The organism is Parabacteroides sp. TM07-1AC, assembly GCF_003480915.1.
Classification (GTDB): domain Bacteria; phylum Bacteroidota; class Bacteroidia; order Bacteroidales; family Tannerellaceae; genus Parabacteroides; species Parabacteroides chongii.
Map to the genome: position 1 here is coordinate 12,154 of NZ_QUKD01000007.1, position 16,369 is coordinate 28,522.

Here is a 16,369-nt window from a genome sequence, read left to right on the forward strand (position 1 = left end):
GCGGCATGAACAGACGGCAGGCTATATGATTAGGGAGAGCAAGGTTATGTTTCGGTTTACCGAAACACCTTTCTTTGCTTGACAGCAAAGAAAATTTCTCCCGTTGGTCGCAATTTTTAAGATACCACCTAAAAGCAAAAACGTATGACAGAAATAAGGAACAAACCAGGAGGTCGCCCGGCAAAAAGCCGGATAGACAAGCAGAACCGAGTAGTCAGCACGAAGCTGACCGAGTTACAGTTCTACGCAATCAGGAAGCGAGCCACCGAAGCCGGGCTGCGTGTCAGCGAGTACGTCCGGCAGGCGGTTGTTTCGGCAGAGATGACGCCCCAGCTGAACAGGCAGGATGCGGACACCATCCGCAAACTGGCAGGCGAAGCCAACAACATCAACCAACTGGCACACCGGGCGAATGCCAGAGGTTTCGCACTGGTGGCGGTGGAACTGGTGAAACTCAAAAACAGGATTGTCGAAATCATAAACCAGTTGTCGGATGATTGGAAAAATAAAAAAGGGAAGCGGATTTAAAGGCTGCGTGAACTATGTACTCGGCAAGGAACGGGCTGCTTTGCTTCATGCGGAGGGAGTGTTGGCGGAAAGCAATCGGGACATCATACGCAGTTTCATACTGCAAGCCGGGATGAATCCCAGCCTGAAAAAGCCTGTCGGACATATTGCGCTAAACTATTCCCCGGTGGACGCACCCAAGCTGACAAACGGGAAAATGATACAGCTTGCGCAGGAGTACATGCGTGAAATGAAAATCACCGATACGCAGTACATCATCGTGCGCCACCAAGACTGGGAACATCCGCACGTGCATATCGTGTTCAACCGTATAGACAACAACGGCAAGACCATTTCGGACAGGAACGACATGTACCGCAACGAACAGGTATGCAAGAAGCTGAAAGCCAAACACGGGCTTTATTTTGCTAAAGGTAAGGAGCATGTAAAGCAGCACCGCTTGAGAGAACCGGACAAATCCAAATACGAGATTTACAACGCTGTAAAGAATGAAATCGGGAAGTCCAAGAACTGGCAGCAGTTACAAACCCGGCTGGCAGAAAAGGGTATCGGGATTCATTTCAAGTACAGGGGACAGACTGGCGAAGTGCAGGGCATATCCTTTTCCAAAGGTGAATACACGTTCAAAGGTTCGAAGATAGACCGCAGTTTCAGTTTCTCCAAACTGGACAAATGTTTCGAGGATGTAGGGCTGAACACTACCGGAAACAATAGACAGATAGTTTCCGCACCTGTTCAGGAGCCAGCGCAGACACCGGGCAAAGCCGACAGTCCGTTACTGGCAGGCTTGGGCGGTCTGTTCTCCGCTTCATCCTCTCTGGCTGATGATGCGCCCGACAATCCCGGTGAAAGAAAAAAGAGGAAAAAGAAACGACACTTAAAATTATAGGAACATGGAAGAAAATTTAATTTTGGAGGGGCTTCTCTCTATGGTTACGGAACTGAAAGAACGGCAGGAGAAGCAGGTCACGCCTGCCAGCCGGGAGGAAACGATTAACCGACTGGACGTTATCGAACAGCGCATTTCGGATATGCAAAGTAAATCCGGCATTCCTGAAAACACGGTGCAGGAGATTCTGAACCAAATCGGCAGTATCAGAAAAGGGCAGTCCGAGAACCAAAAACAAGACCTTGAAGATATTAAGGGGCTTATCGTGACCTCGCACCGATATTTCAAGGAGCGGTTAAAAGTATTATTCCCGGTTGATGATACAACACCGACCGGAGAAGTAACGCCCGTTTCATGGTACGGCAAACTGACATACCGAGTAACTCCCTATCTGAAACCTAAGTTCTTTCTTCTTTCAACAGGGTTTATTATCTGTATCACTTCGCTAATCCTGAATGTTCGTTTTACGGAACGGATGCAGCGGTTACAGGACAACGATATAAAATACCGCTATATCCTGATGAAAGGAAAAGCAGACGGCAGCAGCCTTGATTTGCTGGAAACGAAGTTCAGCCGGGAACGGGATAACGCTTTCATCCGAAGCCTGACCGATTCGGTGAAAGGCTTTGAATACCGTAGCAGGAAACAGGCGGAAGCGTTGGAACGGGCAAGGCTGTTGAACGAACAAGCCGAGCAGCTAAAGGAGCAAGCCAACAAGTTGGGCAAGCCATAAACCAAAGCAAAGCCGGAGCAGAACCGCCCCGGCTTTTTAATTCACTTCTTTTTCTTCGTGCAGTGTTCTTTCTCGAACTGGCGCATGGTGGTAACACTAAACCGCTCCTTGATGAACTCCCGGACATCGGAAGCCTTGTAATACACTTTTCCGCTGATTGTGAAGTATGGCAGCGCACCGATAGCCCGGTAGCGTTGCAGGGTCTTGATACTCACTTTGAACAACAGGCACAAGTCCTGATTATCCAGCAGGTTGTCATCTTCGGGCAGTACCCTGTCGGCATTGCGCAGTACCCGTACATCCTTGCAGAGTTCTTCCAGTTTGGCGTACAGCTTCTGCATCCATACGCTGAAATCGTCATTGTCTATATACATGATTGCTTCATTTTTCTGATTATACATTATGGTTTGTCAATCGATTGATGAAGCAAAGTTCAGAAAACGAGAGCAAAGAAAATAAGGGAATGGTACATCCACTCCCCTATAAATCATCCACATCTAATTGATTATCAAATAAAAATATTTAAAAATAATCGTATCCATTATCTTTACTCTTTTTGATAATAGCAGATTTCAGCCTATCTAAAAAGTCTGTAATTTTAGTAGGTTTTCGTTTAATAACTGCAATTTCCTTTTTGTATATATCACCAAAATTTATATTAAACATTTTCTTAAAAATACGTGATATATCACTTAGAAAAACATCCTTGTTATCAATGCGAATAATACCATCTTTGATATAGAAAATGCCACAAACTAATTCCATTATATCTATAATTTTAATTACCTCACTGTTTAAATAAAAGGGAGATTTCCAATCTGATTCAATGTTAATGAAAAATTTGGGGTATTCCATTTGCCGATAGATTAGTTCTTGCTCCATATTTATTAAAGATAACAGTTTGTCAAGATATATAATTTTTAACTTACTATTTTCCGTAGGTGAAGTTTCTTCTAAAGCCTTAATTGTTCCAAAATCTATATAACTCATATTTAATTGCCTAATACGTGTTTTGTTATCATTTTCTTTATTAAGGTAATCGAATAATTCTTCTACAAATTCAAGATATGCAGCAGTAATAGCTTCTATCTCAGATTTTTCCTTTTGGCAAGGGTGTTTTAATAACTTATATATCTGTTTTTCTGCTAAATTCCAGTTTGCCATAATTAACTTAAGTAGCTATCGTGAGCATTTTATAAGTTCTTTGCAATTTTCTGCCATTTCTTTTGTCTGTGTTTATAAAATTTAAGAGTCCACCAAGCAACAAGTGGGGTTAGATAACCAGCATACAATTCAACACTATCGGTATATCTTGTAACATTTTCGGTAATCTTTTCCATTTGAATATAATGATTCCATATAGTTACTCTTTTATTATACTCATTTGAAACTATTTCTCTTGCTTCTTTATCTATCTTAATTATGTTTATTGTATGTTTTCCAATAGAAATAAATCGATGAAGAAACATCTTAAAATAAAATGTTTCCCCCTCTTTCCAAACAGGAGGAATATTGCCATAAGATATAAAACTTGCTTTGGGTTTACAAATATCCCTTAGCGTTTCAATATCTTGAATCTTGCGCCAAATATTTTCAATGTCAGTTTCAAATACTGACGTCACTACAACTTTGCGCCCCATAACTCTTTTACCTCTCCGTGTCACTAAACAAATCTTTTTTATCATACAGGAATAATTAAAACATTAAACATCTATTTATCTTACACTTATGCTCTTTTTATTAACTTTGTGCAAAGTTAGATGTAAGATACTCTAAAGACAATAGTCATTTATAATGAGATGTAACCTAACTATTTAACAATAAACGTCATAGCAAGCATGATAATTAGTGAAATAGAAAAGAAAGTCATAAATATACTGCCAACATCAAGCATAGAGTTTGATGAAATTGATTATTCCATTCTTGAAAAGAGGAAAAATGACTGGATTAAACTTTCAGAAGTTACACATAGTATCGTATTGGTATTTGATTGCTACACTAATAAATTCATTTTTGTTTCTGATAATATTCCCAAACTATATGGACTTGACTCCCGTAGGTTGTTTATTCACGGACACCAGCCGGTTACTGAGGTTATACATCCGGACGATATAGATTATGGGTTACTTGTAAGAAAAAAAATCTATTCGATATTGCGTTCATTCTCCAATGAAGAAAAAAAGAGCTACAAAGCCATTCATGAAATGAGGATAAGAAATATACGGGGTGAATATATACGCATAATAGAGCAAGAACAAGTTCTTGAGTTAGATAAATCAGGAAATATTTGGCTTATGCTATCGGTTATTGATGTTGATGCAAGCCATGAATCGGAAATTATTAAAAGCCACCTATATAACTTTAAAACTGGAGAACAGATATTTATAGATTTATCTGATACACTGGATGAACCTTTGACAAACCGGGAATTAGAAGTTTTACGATTTATGAAGAAAGGCTTATTAAGTAAAGAGATAGCAGAAACATTGAAAGTTAGTATCAATACAGTGAATAGTCATAGACAGAATATATTACAAAAATTAAAAGCTAACAATTCGATTGAAGCTGTCAACTTCGCTCAAAGACTGGGTTTGTTCAATAAATGCAGTATTGATAAAAGCGAAAAGAGGAATGTTTTGCCATAAATAAAATGAAACTAACAACTTACAATCGTAACAAATAACTATTTTTGTGGCACTATTATAAAAGTTCATGTTAAACACAGAAAACATACAATCACTCATTGATAGTGGAGAAGGCTACAATGTGGAATTTAAGGTTCGTGTTCCTTCAAAGGTTCGTGAACTGACAGAAGAAATATGTGCTTTTGCCAATGCAGACGGAGGATATTTGCTTATTGGAGTAGATGATAACGGACAAGTGGTAGATACTAACTTAGAAAACGATAAGCGTTCTGCCATTCAAGGTTCTATCAGCGAAATATCTCCTGCACTCCACTGTGAATTGTATTCCATAAATATTGGAGATAAAACTGTTTGGGTGATTGATGTTCCGTCCGGCAAGGATAAACCTTATATATTTTCCGGTTCTATCTATGTGCGTGAGGGGGCAAACTCACAGAAACTTCGCACAGCCGAAGAAATGCGCAGCTTCTTTCAGGAGTGTAACAAAATCTTTTTTGACCATATACCCTGCCATTGGTTCAATATTTACACGGATGCAGACGAACAAATGATTAAAGACTTTCGAACAGAAGCAAAACTAAGCCCGTCCACACCCGACAAACAAATCTTTGAAAACTTGGAATTGTTTACCGAAAATGGTACGGCAAAAAACGGTGCAGCAATGTTCTTCGGCAAACAACCTGAACGAAAGTTTCCACACGCTGTTACAAGATGTGTTCTTTTCAAGGGAACGAATAAAGTCTATATTATAGATGACAAAACTTTCGGAGGTTCATTGTACCAACAGTATTTACAGGCTATGTCTTGGCTGGAAAGCAAACTGCAAGTAGCTTATAAAATAGAGGGAACAGGACCAAGAGAGGAAATTTGGGAAATCCCTCTGACCGTATTTAAAGAAGCTATTATAAACGCCCTGTCGCACCGTGATTACTACGAACAAGGCGCAAGCATTATGATAGAAATGTTTGAAGACCGGGTAGAGATTTCCAATCCCGGAGGACTTTTACCTGTTGTAGCTAAAGACTTTGGACACAAAAGCATGACACGTAATCCACTAATATTCGGATTATTTACCCGTATGCACTTGGTAGAAAGAGTTGCATCCGGTATTCCACGTATGCAAGAAGCTATGAGAGAAGCAAATCTTCCTGAACCGGAATTTCATACGGACGGGATGTTTACGGTTATATTCAAAAGAGGTATCAGTATCAAGAATGATACTGTAAATGATACTGTAAATGATACTGTAAATGATACTGTAAATGATACTGTAAATGATACTGTAAACTCAAAAGAACAAGAAGTGCTAAATATCATCAAGCAATATCCGGGACTTAATTCGTCTAAGATTGCAGGATTAATAGGCAAAAGTGTTCCGACTGCTAAACGCTACTTAAATTCTTTGGTTAGATTAGATTTGATAGAGTTTAGAGGGGCACAGAAAAATGGAGGATATTATTGGAATAGCCAAAAGAGATAAAACACCAAGTAAAAATTATCATCATATTTAAAATTAGTATTTACAAATTTGCCCTATGAAAAGTGTCAATATTCTATCTATCATAGAAGCTTATCGAAAACTAAGTAATACACTATTCCAAAAACTTATGAATAGTTACGGAATAATCAGTGGAATAAAAGATTACGAGCTTAATGGTATAGAGTCTTTTGTGAATGAATTATTAAAAATAAAAAATAACATCACCATTGTTAACAACTATTATTTAGGATATTCAATACCACAAATTGGAAAAGAATTTGATTTACTTAGATTTGGTGATAATTATATTATCAACATAGAAATAAAAACGGAGAGTTCAATAGACAAGATATTCAAACAACAGCAAAAGAATAGATACTACCTCGAGTTCTTGGATAAGGAAGTTTATATCTATACCTATATTTTAAATGAAAATAAGCTTTATAAACTCATAATAAAAGATAGTAATAATGAAATAAAAGAAGCGACTTTTAATGAGTTGTGCAACAAGCTGTTTCTTCAAGAAGTAGTAACATTCAACAATATTGATGATTTATTTAATCCATCCGACTATTTAGTTTCTCCTTTCAATTCTCCTGAAAAATTTATGGCAGAAGGATATTTTCTTACAGTCCAACAAGAACAAATATATAATGAAATCCGAACAAAGTTATCTGACGCAACAACAAAATTCATAGCTTTAACAGGTAGTGCAGGAACAGGCAAAACATTATTGACTTATCATATAGCTAAAGAAAGTATTCGGAAAGGCGAAAAAGTACTTATTTTACATTGTGCTCCACTAAATAGTGGTCACAAAATCTTAATGGAAGAATATGGTTGGAGCATACATATGCCTAAATATGCTCCGAATACGACAGATTTTGACTTAATTATAATTGACGAAGCCCAACGAATGTATCCATATCAATTTGATAAATATATAGAGGAAGTACGCACTTTCAATAAAAAATGCATATTCTCATACGATGAAAACCAATACTTGCGTGATAATGAGAAAAATTACCATACCAAAGAAAGGATTGAAAAAGAATTATCATGTACCCCCTATAAGCTAACAGATAAAATTAGAACAAATAAAGAAATTGCATATTTTATAAAACAACTTTTCAATCTCAAAAAGAATATATCCAACATAGACTATCCCAACATTGAACTTACATATTGCAAAAATTATTTTTCTGCAAAATCATTGCTGCAAGAATTATCGAAGAAAAACTGGAAAGTACCTAATTACACACCGGGAACGCGCTCAACCTTCCATTATGAAGCATACTTATCCGGTGATACAGAAAGCGCACATTCTGTAGTTGGTCAAGAGTTCGACAACGTTGTGATAGTCATAGATGACTCTTTTAAATATAATTCTCAAGGAGATTTAATTGCTGATAATACTTATTATTCGCAAAAACAAATGTTATATCAAATAATCACTAGGACAAGAAAAAAACTGCATATTGTAATAATTGACAATGAAGTCATGTTAGATAGATGTATAGATATTCTAAATAAATAATTTCATCGACTTACTAACAAAAATCTAAATTAAAGAATTTAATATCAGAAAATGTACTATCTTCGCATTCAGAAATCGTACCCAAGATACAAACTTGTGTTGAACGGTGCAAAGCTGTGAAAACCTTATTCAAGGGACTTACATCGTAGCAAAGATATAACTTACTGAGAGATAGTGCCATATCAAACCGTTTCCGGTTGCTGGTGGCACCACTAAAAATCAAGCAGTTACATTTATTTGTAACTGTTTTTTTTATGTCTTTTCGATGGTTTTTACTTCAAAATCCTGTTACTTTCTGTGTTTCGAGTGCTTTGTTTAAACCATGAGTACAACTGCAAATGTCGTATGTTACAAATCCGAAGTATTGAAAAACAAAGAAAGCCATTTAAGAAACGCACAGGCTACATGCTTTCTGTCAAACAAGTTCATAACTCGCTTATAAGGTTCAACAAACATCTGAATATCTATTTTCCCGATATTGATACAGCATGGCTACGCAAATACGAAACATGACTACATTCAAACAATATCAAAGAAAATACTATTGGAATACGTTTCAGAACACTAAGAACTATTTACAAGCTATGTCTTGGCTGGAAAGTAAATTGCAAGTAGCCTATAAAATAGAAGGCACAGGACCCAGAGAGGAAATTTGGGAAATACCTCTAACCGTATTTAAAGAGGCCATTATAAACGCCCTATCACACCGTGACTACTATGAACAAGGCGCAAACATTATGATAGAAATGTTTGACGACCGGGTAGAGATTTCCAATCCCGGAGGACTTCTGCCCGTTGTGGCTAAAGATTTCGGACATAAAAGTATGACACGTAACCCGCTAATCTTCGGTTTATTTACCCGTATGCACTTGGTTGAAAGGGTTGCATCCGGCATTCCTCGTATGCAAGAGGCTATGAGGGAGGCGAATCTACCTGAACCAAAATTTCACACGGAGGGAATGTTTACAGCAGTGTTCAAACGTCAAATCTCCAACTCTGCCAACTATGACACAGTAAATGGCAGAGTAAATGACATAGTAAATAATGCTATAAATGAGAATGAACAAGCTGTAATCAATTTACTGATAGTAACTCCCGGCTTAAATGCTTCCGAAATAGCAAATCATATAGGCAAAAGTGTAAGAACAACAATGCGATATATTAAATCCTTACAAGAAAAAGGTATAGTAGAATTTAGAGGTGCACCCAAAACAGGAGGATATTATACCGTATTATTATCACTTTAATAACTGCAACTGATTCAAGATAGATTAACATAGACTTCTGTAGGATTAGTAAACCATGATTCAGCAATAGTACAAGAGAGCAACAGCTCTGCTTCTTTATCATTTAATGGATATTTATCAATTAAATTAGCTATGTCACTTTTATTATAGACATAAATATATGTTTTCCTGATATTGATATTGCATGGCTATGCAAATACGAAACATGGCTACGTTCAAACAATATCAAAGATTCCAGACGCAAAACAAGTAAGTTGATAAAACTGCCATTACAGCCGAAAGCCATTTAACTGATCCAGAAATACGCTGATCCGGATAATCCTTACCTATTCCCTATCCTGTCTACCTTCCATAAAACGGAACAACAGCAACGGAACAGGATTCACAAGGTAATCACTAAAGTGAATGAGCGTTTGAAAGCTATTGGCAAAGAGTTTAACTTGCCCATTGAATTGACAACATACGTTGCAAGGCACAGTTTCTCCACTACCTACTAATGCAAGATATAAAAAATCGATGTTTAATATTTTACTTGTAACGATAGGAATACTAAACACTTTTCGTACATTTGCAGCAATCTCATACACCTAAAGCGATAGAACATAGTATGAGAGGACATACGTTTAACGAAAGGTGTTATTGAGATTATCTTCTATTGACAAATTCTCGCAAAATTTGAATGTAGTATGAAGGTGATAGCAATAGCACCCGCATCATTTGTATTAAACTTACCTGAGAGGGTAAATTATATACGAAACTGGTGTGGGTTGCTGTTGCTTTATCCATACTACAGGCAATGCGAGAAGCCGGTCAATAGGATAAAGCAAATACAGTTCCCACACCTTTTATTTTATAATCCAACCGGAGGGAGCAGGGAGGGGGAAATTTAATTGCTATGATTAGAAAATTACTTTTTATGCTTATTGCTGCATGTACTTTGTTCAGTTGTGGAGGTGATGATCCTGTAACTGATGATCCGATTAAACCGGAACAACCAGATAAACCAGACATTCAAACTAAACGGATAAAGTCAATGACTGTTTATTATCCAGGTAAAGATTATCTAACAGAGCAGACATTATCGTATGATGATAAAGACAGAATCAACAAGATTGAAACCTATATAAGTGATAGGTATCGTGATAATTTTATTACTTCAATCAGTTATGATAATAATCAGATAACAAGTATTACTAAAAATCATTGTAAACATTCAAACCCAACAGATTTGAATTGTGACTATGGAGGACTTTCTTGTTCTTATAATATACAAAGTACAATGAATAATCAAGGATTCATTTTAGATGTTACATATTTTTACAAAGACATAACCAATAATGAACAAGATCAGGCTGATAAAGGTAAATTTAATTATAAAGATGGATATTTAGATTACTCTGATTTTAATGGTGATAATGTCAAATACATTTATGCGAATAATAATCTAATTAGCTTCATTTATAATTATTCTGATGGTAATAGTGAAACTAATTATATTTCATATACAAAATATGAGAACAAATTAGGAATTTCACCTCTTTTTCTGACAGAAGATTATCGTTTCATAGATATGGATATAGAATCAGATTATTATACGTTCGGGCTTTTCTTTGCTTATTATAGTGGATGGTATGGAAAGACTTCTAAATATTTAGAGGAAAAAGTAGGAAGTTGCCGCTTTGAATATGAGCTTGACAAAGATGGTTATCCTGTAAAGATTATCAGTAAAGATTTTGATGAGGATGGTCAATATGACGAAAATAGTGATGAATCATTTACAGTCAATATTATATATCAGGAATAACAAAATAGGATACGTTTTATTCTAATTCGTACGTTGCTTTCTTCATTTATATGGTATAATATTATAACAGAAATAATTAACTAATTTATTAATCAAACATCTGTTTAAACCAGACAAAGGATAATGAGAAAATAACAAAGGACTGAAAATCCTTGTGTCCCCGTTCAATTCCTTGTGGTACCACATAAAAAAACAGTTATCTAAAAGATAACTGTTTTTTTATGTCTTTACAGTGTTTTTATCTTAAAACCGGATCATACCGAAATCCAAAGGGATTGCTAGACTTTATTACTTAGGGCTAAGGCCATTGATGTAATATTGATAACTTTCCTCTATAATCTCCGGTGTATCGGCATCCAAAGCGTACAGTATTTCCCGACAAAAGTCCAATGGCGCTGTTCCGTTGGCGGTAACAATGTTCACATCTCTTACTGCCTGTTTGTTGATATAATTAGCTTCGCCTGCATATTTATCTCCGGCATATTGCTTGATATATTCAAGTCCGTTGCTCGTGTGCTTCACATTATTGAGGAAGCCATGAGCTCCGAGAAAAACCGAAGCATTGCATATTCCGGCAACCAGCTTCTTGTCTGCGATTGCTTTCTCTATCAATGGAACAATCTGCCCAGCTTCAGGCGAGAACCAACTCATTCCACCAACCAACACCAATCCTGCATAATCTTCCGGCATATCATTAATTCCATAATCCGGCAAAACCTTAAAACCTCCTATGGAACGAACCGGGTCTTTGCTTATAGACAAAGTCTTAACACTATATTTAATTGGATTTCCGGGCTTAACCCCAATATTCAAGCAGGTGGAGATATAGGCTCCTTCCCAATCTGCAAAATTATTTAGCAGAATAAAAATTACTTCTTTCTTGTTCATTCCATTTTATATAATATTTGTACAACTTCGGTTTTATAACTATTACATACGTTTCTTTGTCCTTATTCTCTTTATTTTACGCATACAAAGATAAGTGTTTATAATGGATGTCACTCATGTTAATGTGGTAGGCAATGCCTTTATTAGCCCCGGCAGACAACTCCGGATCTTACTGACAGGCCAATTCCACCATTCCAACTTCAGTAATCGTTCTATTACATCAGCATCAAAACGTTTGCGAATTTCCCTGGCAGGAACTCCGCCTACAATAGTATAAGGAGGTACATCTTTAGTTACAACAGCACGCGTTCCGATAATTGCCCCGTCACCAATATGTACTCCCGCCATAATCACAGCTTCATAACCGATCCACACATCGTTACCAATCACAATATCTCCTTTATTATCCCATGCGGAGGTTATGTCAGCCTTGTCTAATTCCCATTCCTCATAAAACAACGGAAAAGTATACGTTGATAATGATTTCAATGCGTGATTAGCGCAATTAAATAAGAACTTCACACCACAAGCGATAGAACAGAATTTACCGATCACCAACTTCTCCTGATGGATGGGATAATGATAGAGCACATTGTTCTTTTCAAAAAATAACGGATCGGAAACAAAATCATTATAAATTGTATAATCACCAATCTCTATTTGCGGATCTTTTACTACGGCATTCAAATACACCGTCTGTTTATCTCCCGTACGCGGATATATTTTCGTCATCATAACTTTCTGATATTAATAATGTTTTCTCTTCAAATAAATAATGGATTGAACTGCCAACAGAATCACAAAAAGATATTCTGCAGTCAGATAGATAGCTAAAGAAGTATTTGTACAATGGCTTAACCAATAAAGATAAATCAGGTAAATAACAGTTGTCGTCACCTGAAATATAAATGTAATTATTGTCTTACCGGTTCCTCCAACAGCATTTAGATATACATAACCAGGTAGAGCAAAGGTATAATTCAACAACATTACTACAAAAGGTGTAAACGCTAATTCCACCAATTGTTGGTTATCCGTATAAAAACCTATAATCCATTGATTACACAACAAGGCAACTCCAACCAACGGAAAACCGATAGCATAGCCCAATTTGAGTATCTTCCGGCAGATAGGAAAAGCGGCATTTCTATCTCCGGCTCCTATCATATTACTGACCAGCGATCCGGTAGTAACAGCAAAAGAATTTGCTATGACAAAAAATATGGCAGATACACTTCTGGTAATATTAGAAATAGCCAATTCCATCTCTCCCAGATGCTCTATAGCGATAAAAAACAAAAACCACGGAGCCACGCTGATAAAAGCATGCAACATACTCCATACCGACAATTTCAACACAGCAACAAGTACCCGTCCATCATAGACAAACTTCAATCCATACTTCTGCTTATCTATTTTCTTCCACATATAGATACAAAGTATGACAAAAGACCCCATCTCAGCCAACGATGAAGCTATTGCCGCACCGGAAATACCTAATCCCCAAACAAATATCAGCAAGTAATTGAAAGGTATATTGATCAAAACAGCCACCATAGCAGCCCATGACAATGCTTTGGTCAGTGTTATCCCGACAAAGAAAGAGCGGATTGCCAGGAAAGGAAACGAGAATAACAATCCGAAACTACGCCAATCCAGATACCGAATCACTGCCTGATAAATTTCCGGAGAAGAAATCAATCGTCCCAAGAGACACGGAGATACAATACGAAGTAACAAACAAAGAAGGATAGCCAATCCTGAAAGGAAATAGATTCCCTGAATAAATGTTTTTCCTGTTTCTTTATATCTCCGCTCTCCATTTCTTCGGGCCACCATCACCTGCAACCCGATACTAAACCCAAACCCCAGCATATAAACTGCCAGATAGTAGATCCCCGCAATAGCCGATGCTCCCAACTCTATTTCTCCGACATGCCCTAAAAAGACCGCATCGGTAATATTAATTAATTGTTCCATTAAAATGCTCATCATCACCGGAAAATTGATGAGCCATATCTGTTTATATGTATAATTCATTGCTCAACTGTAATAACACGTTACAGCACACTGTATTCAAGACAGTCCGCCATTCCACAAATTCATAAATAAAAGGGAATAAAACTCTGTGGCAAATAAAATCATATTATTTGTCAAATAGCTGAATAGCTTTATTGAAGAAGGCTATTCGTTGAGCGTAGCTATATACAAAGCTGATTTTTCATTGTTGAACAATCTTTGTTTTTGAGTTCTTCTTTCTACAAATGTAGAATAATTAAATCAAATTAGTTATGTTTGCAAAGCTAAATAAAACAACTGTAATATCAGCCATCCGGCTTCGTTAATTATTACATTAAGAATCATATCCTATGAAATCAACAGATATCACCCGGGAAGAATTGTGGGCACAACAAAACTTATCTGCTGCCGAGATCGACTACTCGATATGGGAACGCGACAGGTCTATGCTCCATCAAATCTCAAAGATAAGCCATACCTGTACATTTGTCGTGGACGTGTATAAATGCAGATATGCCTTTGCCTCTCCCAACTTCACAGACTTATTAGGATATGACAGCCATAAGATCGCCACTCTGGAGAAACAAGGGGATTACCTGGAATCGCGTATTCATCCTGACGACCGCCAACAACTGGCAGACCTTCAGATCCGACTGGGACAGTTTATTTACAGTCTTCCCGCCGAAAAACGGAACGATTATTGCAATATATACAGTTTTCGTGTCCGTGATGCCCGACAACAATATATACGTGTCATCAGCAAACAACAAGTGTTGGAACAGAGCATTAACGGAAAAGCATGGCTCATACTAGGCAATATGGATATATCTCCAAATCAAAAAGAATCCGGACTAGTCGATTGCACAGTTGTCAACCGCAGAAACGGAGAAATATTCTTCCCATCCCCTCATTCGCAAACAAACCTTACTCCACGGGAGACAGAAATACTACGTCTTATCCAACAGGGACTTTTGAGTAAGGAGATAGCCCATCGACTTTGTATCAGTATCCATACAGTAAATATTCATCGACAAAATCTATTGCGCAAATTAGGAGTACAAAATTCTATTGAAGCAATAAAAGCAGGATTAGCAGCCGGATTACTTAGCTAAAACAGCATAACCGGAGTCTCTAAACGGATGATAGTCTATGGCATCCATTCAACAACACCTGTCACCGGATGCCGTTTTCTCCACTCTGAAAAATCAGCATAATTTCTGATTCCATCCTGAATAACCGCCTGATAATACTCCACTCCTATTATCTTTTCCGTCTCAGGAGTTTCATATTTCAATTGTAAGATAGCCTGTCTGGTTTCATCCGTCAGGAGTGCTTCGATCCTATCGGCTACTTTCTCAAAATAACCGTCATAACGAGAGCCTTTCCGAATATGGATCATATCGATCTGCCAAAGTTCACCGGCTGGTTCCTGATACCAGGCATGCCACTCCACACACTCCTCAACCGTATGCAGCAGATTTGCACATTCTATTTTTCTGATAAACGGATTTTCAGCCAACCTTGCCATCGCCTGAAAGCTATCGGACAAACTCAATGGAGAAGAATAAATATGAAAATCGATATCCCGATGTTTCATCAGCAGACCTGTACGCAAAGACCCCACCATATTTACTTCTGACCCGATACTTTTCCAGGCTGGGATAATACCACTGTTTTCCACTACTTTCCAGGCTTCCTGCTGGTTCTGCCATGCCATATCAAGAATATTCATCTTCCAATCTTTTAAAGTGAGTATGCAAAAGTAGAAAAAAGCCCAAAGATACCATATAGCTATAAATAACTATATCAGATCCAGAAACACTAGTCAAATATCTTTTAGCTGTTTCTTTACCAACAAATACTAACTTTATCGCGTTATTATATTATAAGAAAGAGTTCCTTTGCTTGCAATCATCTATAGTTAGCCCGTGTCGGCACCTGGAAAGTCTCCTTTTCCGTCAGATAGCCATCCGAATCTTTAAGACGGATGGAAAAAGATGCTTCACCGCTTTTCAATTTGGGTTCTGCATGTACAGTAATGGTATAACTCACTCGTCCGTGCGGACGGATTTCACGGATTATGGCCGGTTTGGATAGTTTTAGATATTTAGTTCCGCTTTCCGTTTTTATGATCGGTTCAATACTATAAGCCGGCTGGCGGCTCTCGTTACGCAAAATAAAAGAAATACGACAAGTCTCTCCGGCATCAATCATCTGATTTCCATTACGGTCTTCCAAATAAATATCTTCAATAACCACATAAGGGCGATCGTAACTTCTGTTATCATTCCGTACCCTATTATTATTACGCTGGTTTTGAGATGAAGCAGCCGCAGCACCGACCACTGTCCCGCCTACCGAACCGACAAACGACCCTATCGCCTCGCCCCGGTATCCTCCGACAGAATGTCCGATCACCGCACCGGTAACCGTACCTGCCAGCATCCCGACCTGCGAACCCACAATCGTCCTCGATGTCGGATCCATTGTCGCACATCCCGTACAAAGTACGGAAGCCATCAATAATAGGATATAATTCTTCATGCCCATACCAATCAACGTTTTATTTATCCGCTAAAATACATCTATTCAGCGAATA

17 protein-coding genes and 2 pseudogenes are annotated in these 16,369 nt (G+C 37.5%); 11 read left to right on the plus strand and 8 right to left on the minus strand.

What is annotated here, in order from left to right; all coding sequences use genetic code 11:
• The first annotated feature begins 144 nt into the window (after nt 1-144).
• Genes DXD68_RS14450 through DXD68_RS14460 form a run of 3 tightly spaced genes read left to right on the plus strand, consistent with a single transcriptional unit; the run spans nt 145 to nt 2,150 of the window.
• Complete coding sequence (locus DXD68_RS14450; protein WP_122362274.1) at nt 145-528, plus strand: MobC family plasmid mobilization relaxosome protein; 384 nt, start codon at nt 145-147, stop codon at nt 526-528.
• Entirely contained in the window at nt 494-1,417 is a 924-nt protein-coding gene (locus DXD68_RS14455) for a relaxase/mobilization nuclease domain-containing protein (RefSeq protein ID WP_122362275.1), read from the plus strand. The genes DXD68_RS14450 and DXD68_RS14455 overlap by 35 nt, the downstream gene beginning before the upstream one ends.
• 4 nt (nt 1,418-1,421) lie before the next feature.
• Nucleotides 1,422-2,150 carry a hypothetical protein gene (locus DXD68_RS14460; RefSeq protein WP_122362276.1) on the plus strand — a complete coding sequence of 243 codons (729 nt, stop codon included), beginning with the start codon at nt 1,422-1,424 and terminating at the stop codon, nt 2,148-2,150.
• A 41-nt stretch (nt 2,151-2,191) separates the two neighbouring features.
• On the opposite strand, the gene DXD68_RS14465 is transcribed toward DXD68_RS14460, so the two are convergent.
• The 3 genes from DXD68_RS14465 to DXD68_RS14475 form a co-directional block, all read right to left on the minus strand.
• Nucleotides 2,192-2,524, minus strand: coding sequence for a helix-turn-helix domain-containing protein (locus DXD68_RS14465; protein WP_122362476.1), 333 nt, complete (start codon nt 2,522-2,524; stop codon nt 2,192-2,194).
• Nucleotides 2,525-2,672: 148 nt separating this feature from the next.
• Complete coding sequence (locus DXD68_RS14470) at nt 2,673-3,314, minus strand: RteC domain-containing protein (RefSeq protein WP_122362277.1); 642 nt, start codon at nt 3,312-3,314, stop codon at nt 2,673-2,675.
• A 29-nt stretch (nt 3,315-3,343) separates the two neighbouring features.
• Nucleotides 3,344-3,835: a hypothetical protein gene (locus tag DXD68_RS14475; RefSeq protein WP_122362278.1), complete on the minus strand. Its 492-nt coding sequence runs from the start codon at nt 3,833-3,835 to the stop codon at nt 3,344-3,346.
• Between the two features lie 153 nt (nt 3,836-3,988).
• On the opposite strand from DXD68_RS14475, the gene DXD68_RS14480 reads away from it, so the two are divergent.
• The 7 genes and pseudogenes from DXD68_RS14480 (at nt 3,989) to DXD68_RS14520 (ending at nt 10,863) form a co-directional block, all read left to right on the plus strand.
• On the plus strand, nt 3,989-4,795 hold the full coding sequence (locus DXD68_RS14480; RefSeq protein WP_122362279.1) for a LuxR C-terminal-related transcriptional regulator: 807 nt from the start codon (nt 3,989-3,991) through the stop codon (nt 4,793-4,795).
• A 67-nt stretch (nt 4,796-4,862) separates the two neighbouring features.
• The gene (locus DXD68_RS14485; protein ID WP_122362280.1) at nt 4,863-6,275 is read left to right on the plus strand and encodes a helix-turn-helix domain-containing protein; all 1,413 of its coding nucleotides are present in this window, start codon (nt 4,863-4,865) and stop codon (nt 6,273-6,275) included.
• A 55-nt stretch (nt 6,276-6,330) separates the two neighbouring features.
• Nucleotides 6,331-7,812 (plus strand): DNA/RNA helicase domain-containing protein, encoded by a 1,482-nt coding sequence (locus tag DXD68_RS14490; RefSeq protein ID WP_122362281.1) that lies wholly within the window; start codon nt 6,331-6,333, stop codon nt 7,810-7,812.
• Between the two features lie 405 nt (nt 7,813-8,217).
• The gene (locus DXD68_RS24520) at nt 8,218-8,325 is read left to right on the plus strand and encodes a phage integrase SAM-like domain-containing protein (protein WP_233577179.1); all 108 of its coding nucleotides are present in this window, start codon (nt 8,218-8,220) and stop codon (nt 8,323-8,325) included.
• Between the two features lie 53 nt (nt 8,326-8,378).
• Nucleotides 8,379-9,059 (plus strand): annotated as a pseudogene (locus DXD68_RS14500) (ATP-binding protein); the annotation flags it as partial.
• 176 nt (nt 9,060-9,235) lie between these two features.
• Nucleotides 9,236-9,556, plus strand: a pseudogene (locus DXD68_RS24525) (site-specific integrase); the annotation flags it as partial.
• A 398-nt stretch (nt 9,557-9,954) separates the two neighbouring features.
• Nucleotides 9,955-10,863: a hypothetical protein gene (locus DXD68_RS14520; RefSeq protein ID WP_147382999.1), complete on the plus strand. Its 909-nt coding sequence runs from the start codon at nt 9,955-9,957 to the stop codon at nt 10,861-10,863.
• 288 nt (nt 10,864-11,151) lie between these two features.
• Here DXD68_RS14520 and DXD68_RS14525 read toward each other — a convergent pair whose 3' ends face one another.
• The 3 genes from DXD68_RS14525 to DXD68_RS14535 form a co-directional block, all read right to left on the minus strand.
• A complete protein-coding gene (locus tag DXD68_RS14525; protein ID WP_122362283.1) occupies nt 11,152-11,751 on the minus strand; it encodes a type 1 glutamine amidotransferase family protein in 600 nt (199 codons plus the stop codon).
• A 114-nt stretch (nt 11,752-11,865) separates the two neighbouring features.
• A complete protein-coding gene (locus tag DXD68_RS14530; RefSeq protein WP_122362284.1) occupies nt 11,866-12,486 on the minus strand; it encodes a CatB-related O-acetyltransferase in 621 nt (206 codons plus the stop codon).
• A 12-nt stretch (nt 12,487-12,498) separates the two neighbouring features.
• Nucleotides 12,499-13,791: an MATE family efflux transporter gene (locus tag DXD68_RS14535; protein WP_122362285.1), complete on the minus strand. Its 1,293-nt coding sequence runs from the start codon at nt 13,789-13,791 to the stop codon at nt 12,499-12,501.
• 329 nt (nt 13,792-14,120) lie between these two features.
• Here DXD68_RS14535 and DXD68_RS14540 point away from each other — a divergent pair, with 329 nt between their 5' ends.
• Nucleotides 14,121-14,882 carry a helix-turn-helix transcriptional regulator gene (locus tag DXD68_RS14540; protein WP_122362286.1) on the plus strand — a complete coding sequence of 254 codons (762 nt, stop codon included), beginning with the start codon at nt 14,121-14,123 and terminating at the stop codon, nt 14,880-14,882.
• Between the two features lie 35 nt (nt 14,883-14,917).
• On the opposite strand, the gene DXD68_RS14545 is transcribed toward DXD68_RS14540, so the two are convergent.
• Both DXD68_RS14545 and DXD68_RS14550 read right to left on the minus strand, forming a co-directional pair.
• Complete coding sequence (locus tag DXD68_RS14545; RefSeq protein WP_122362287.1) at nt 14,918-15,502, minus strand: phosphoglycerate mutase family protein; 585 nt, start codon at nt 15,500-15,502, stop codon at nt 14,918-14,920.
• Nucleotides 15,503-15,681: 179 nt separating this feature from the next.
• A complete protein-coding gene (locus DXD68_RS14550) occupies nt 15,682-16,320 on the minus strand; it encodes a glycine zipper family protein (protein WP_122362288.1) in 639 nt (212 codons plus the stop codon).
• Nucleotides 16,321-16,369: the final 49 nt, after the last annotated feature.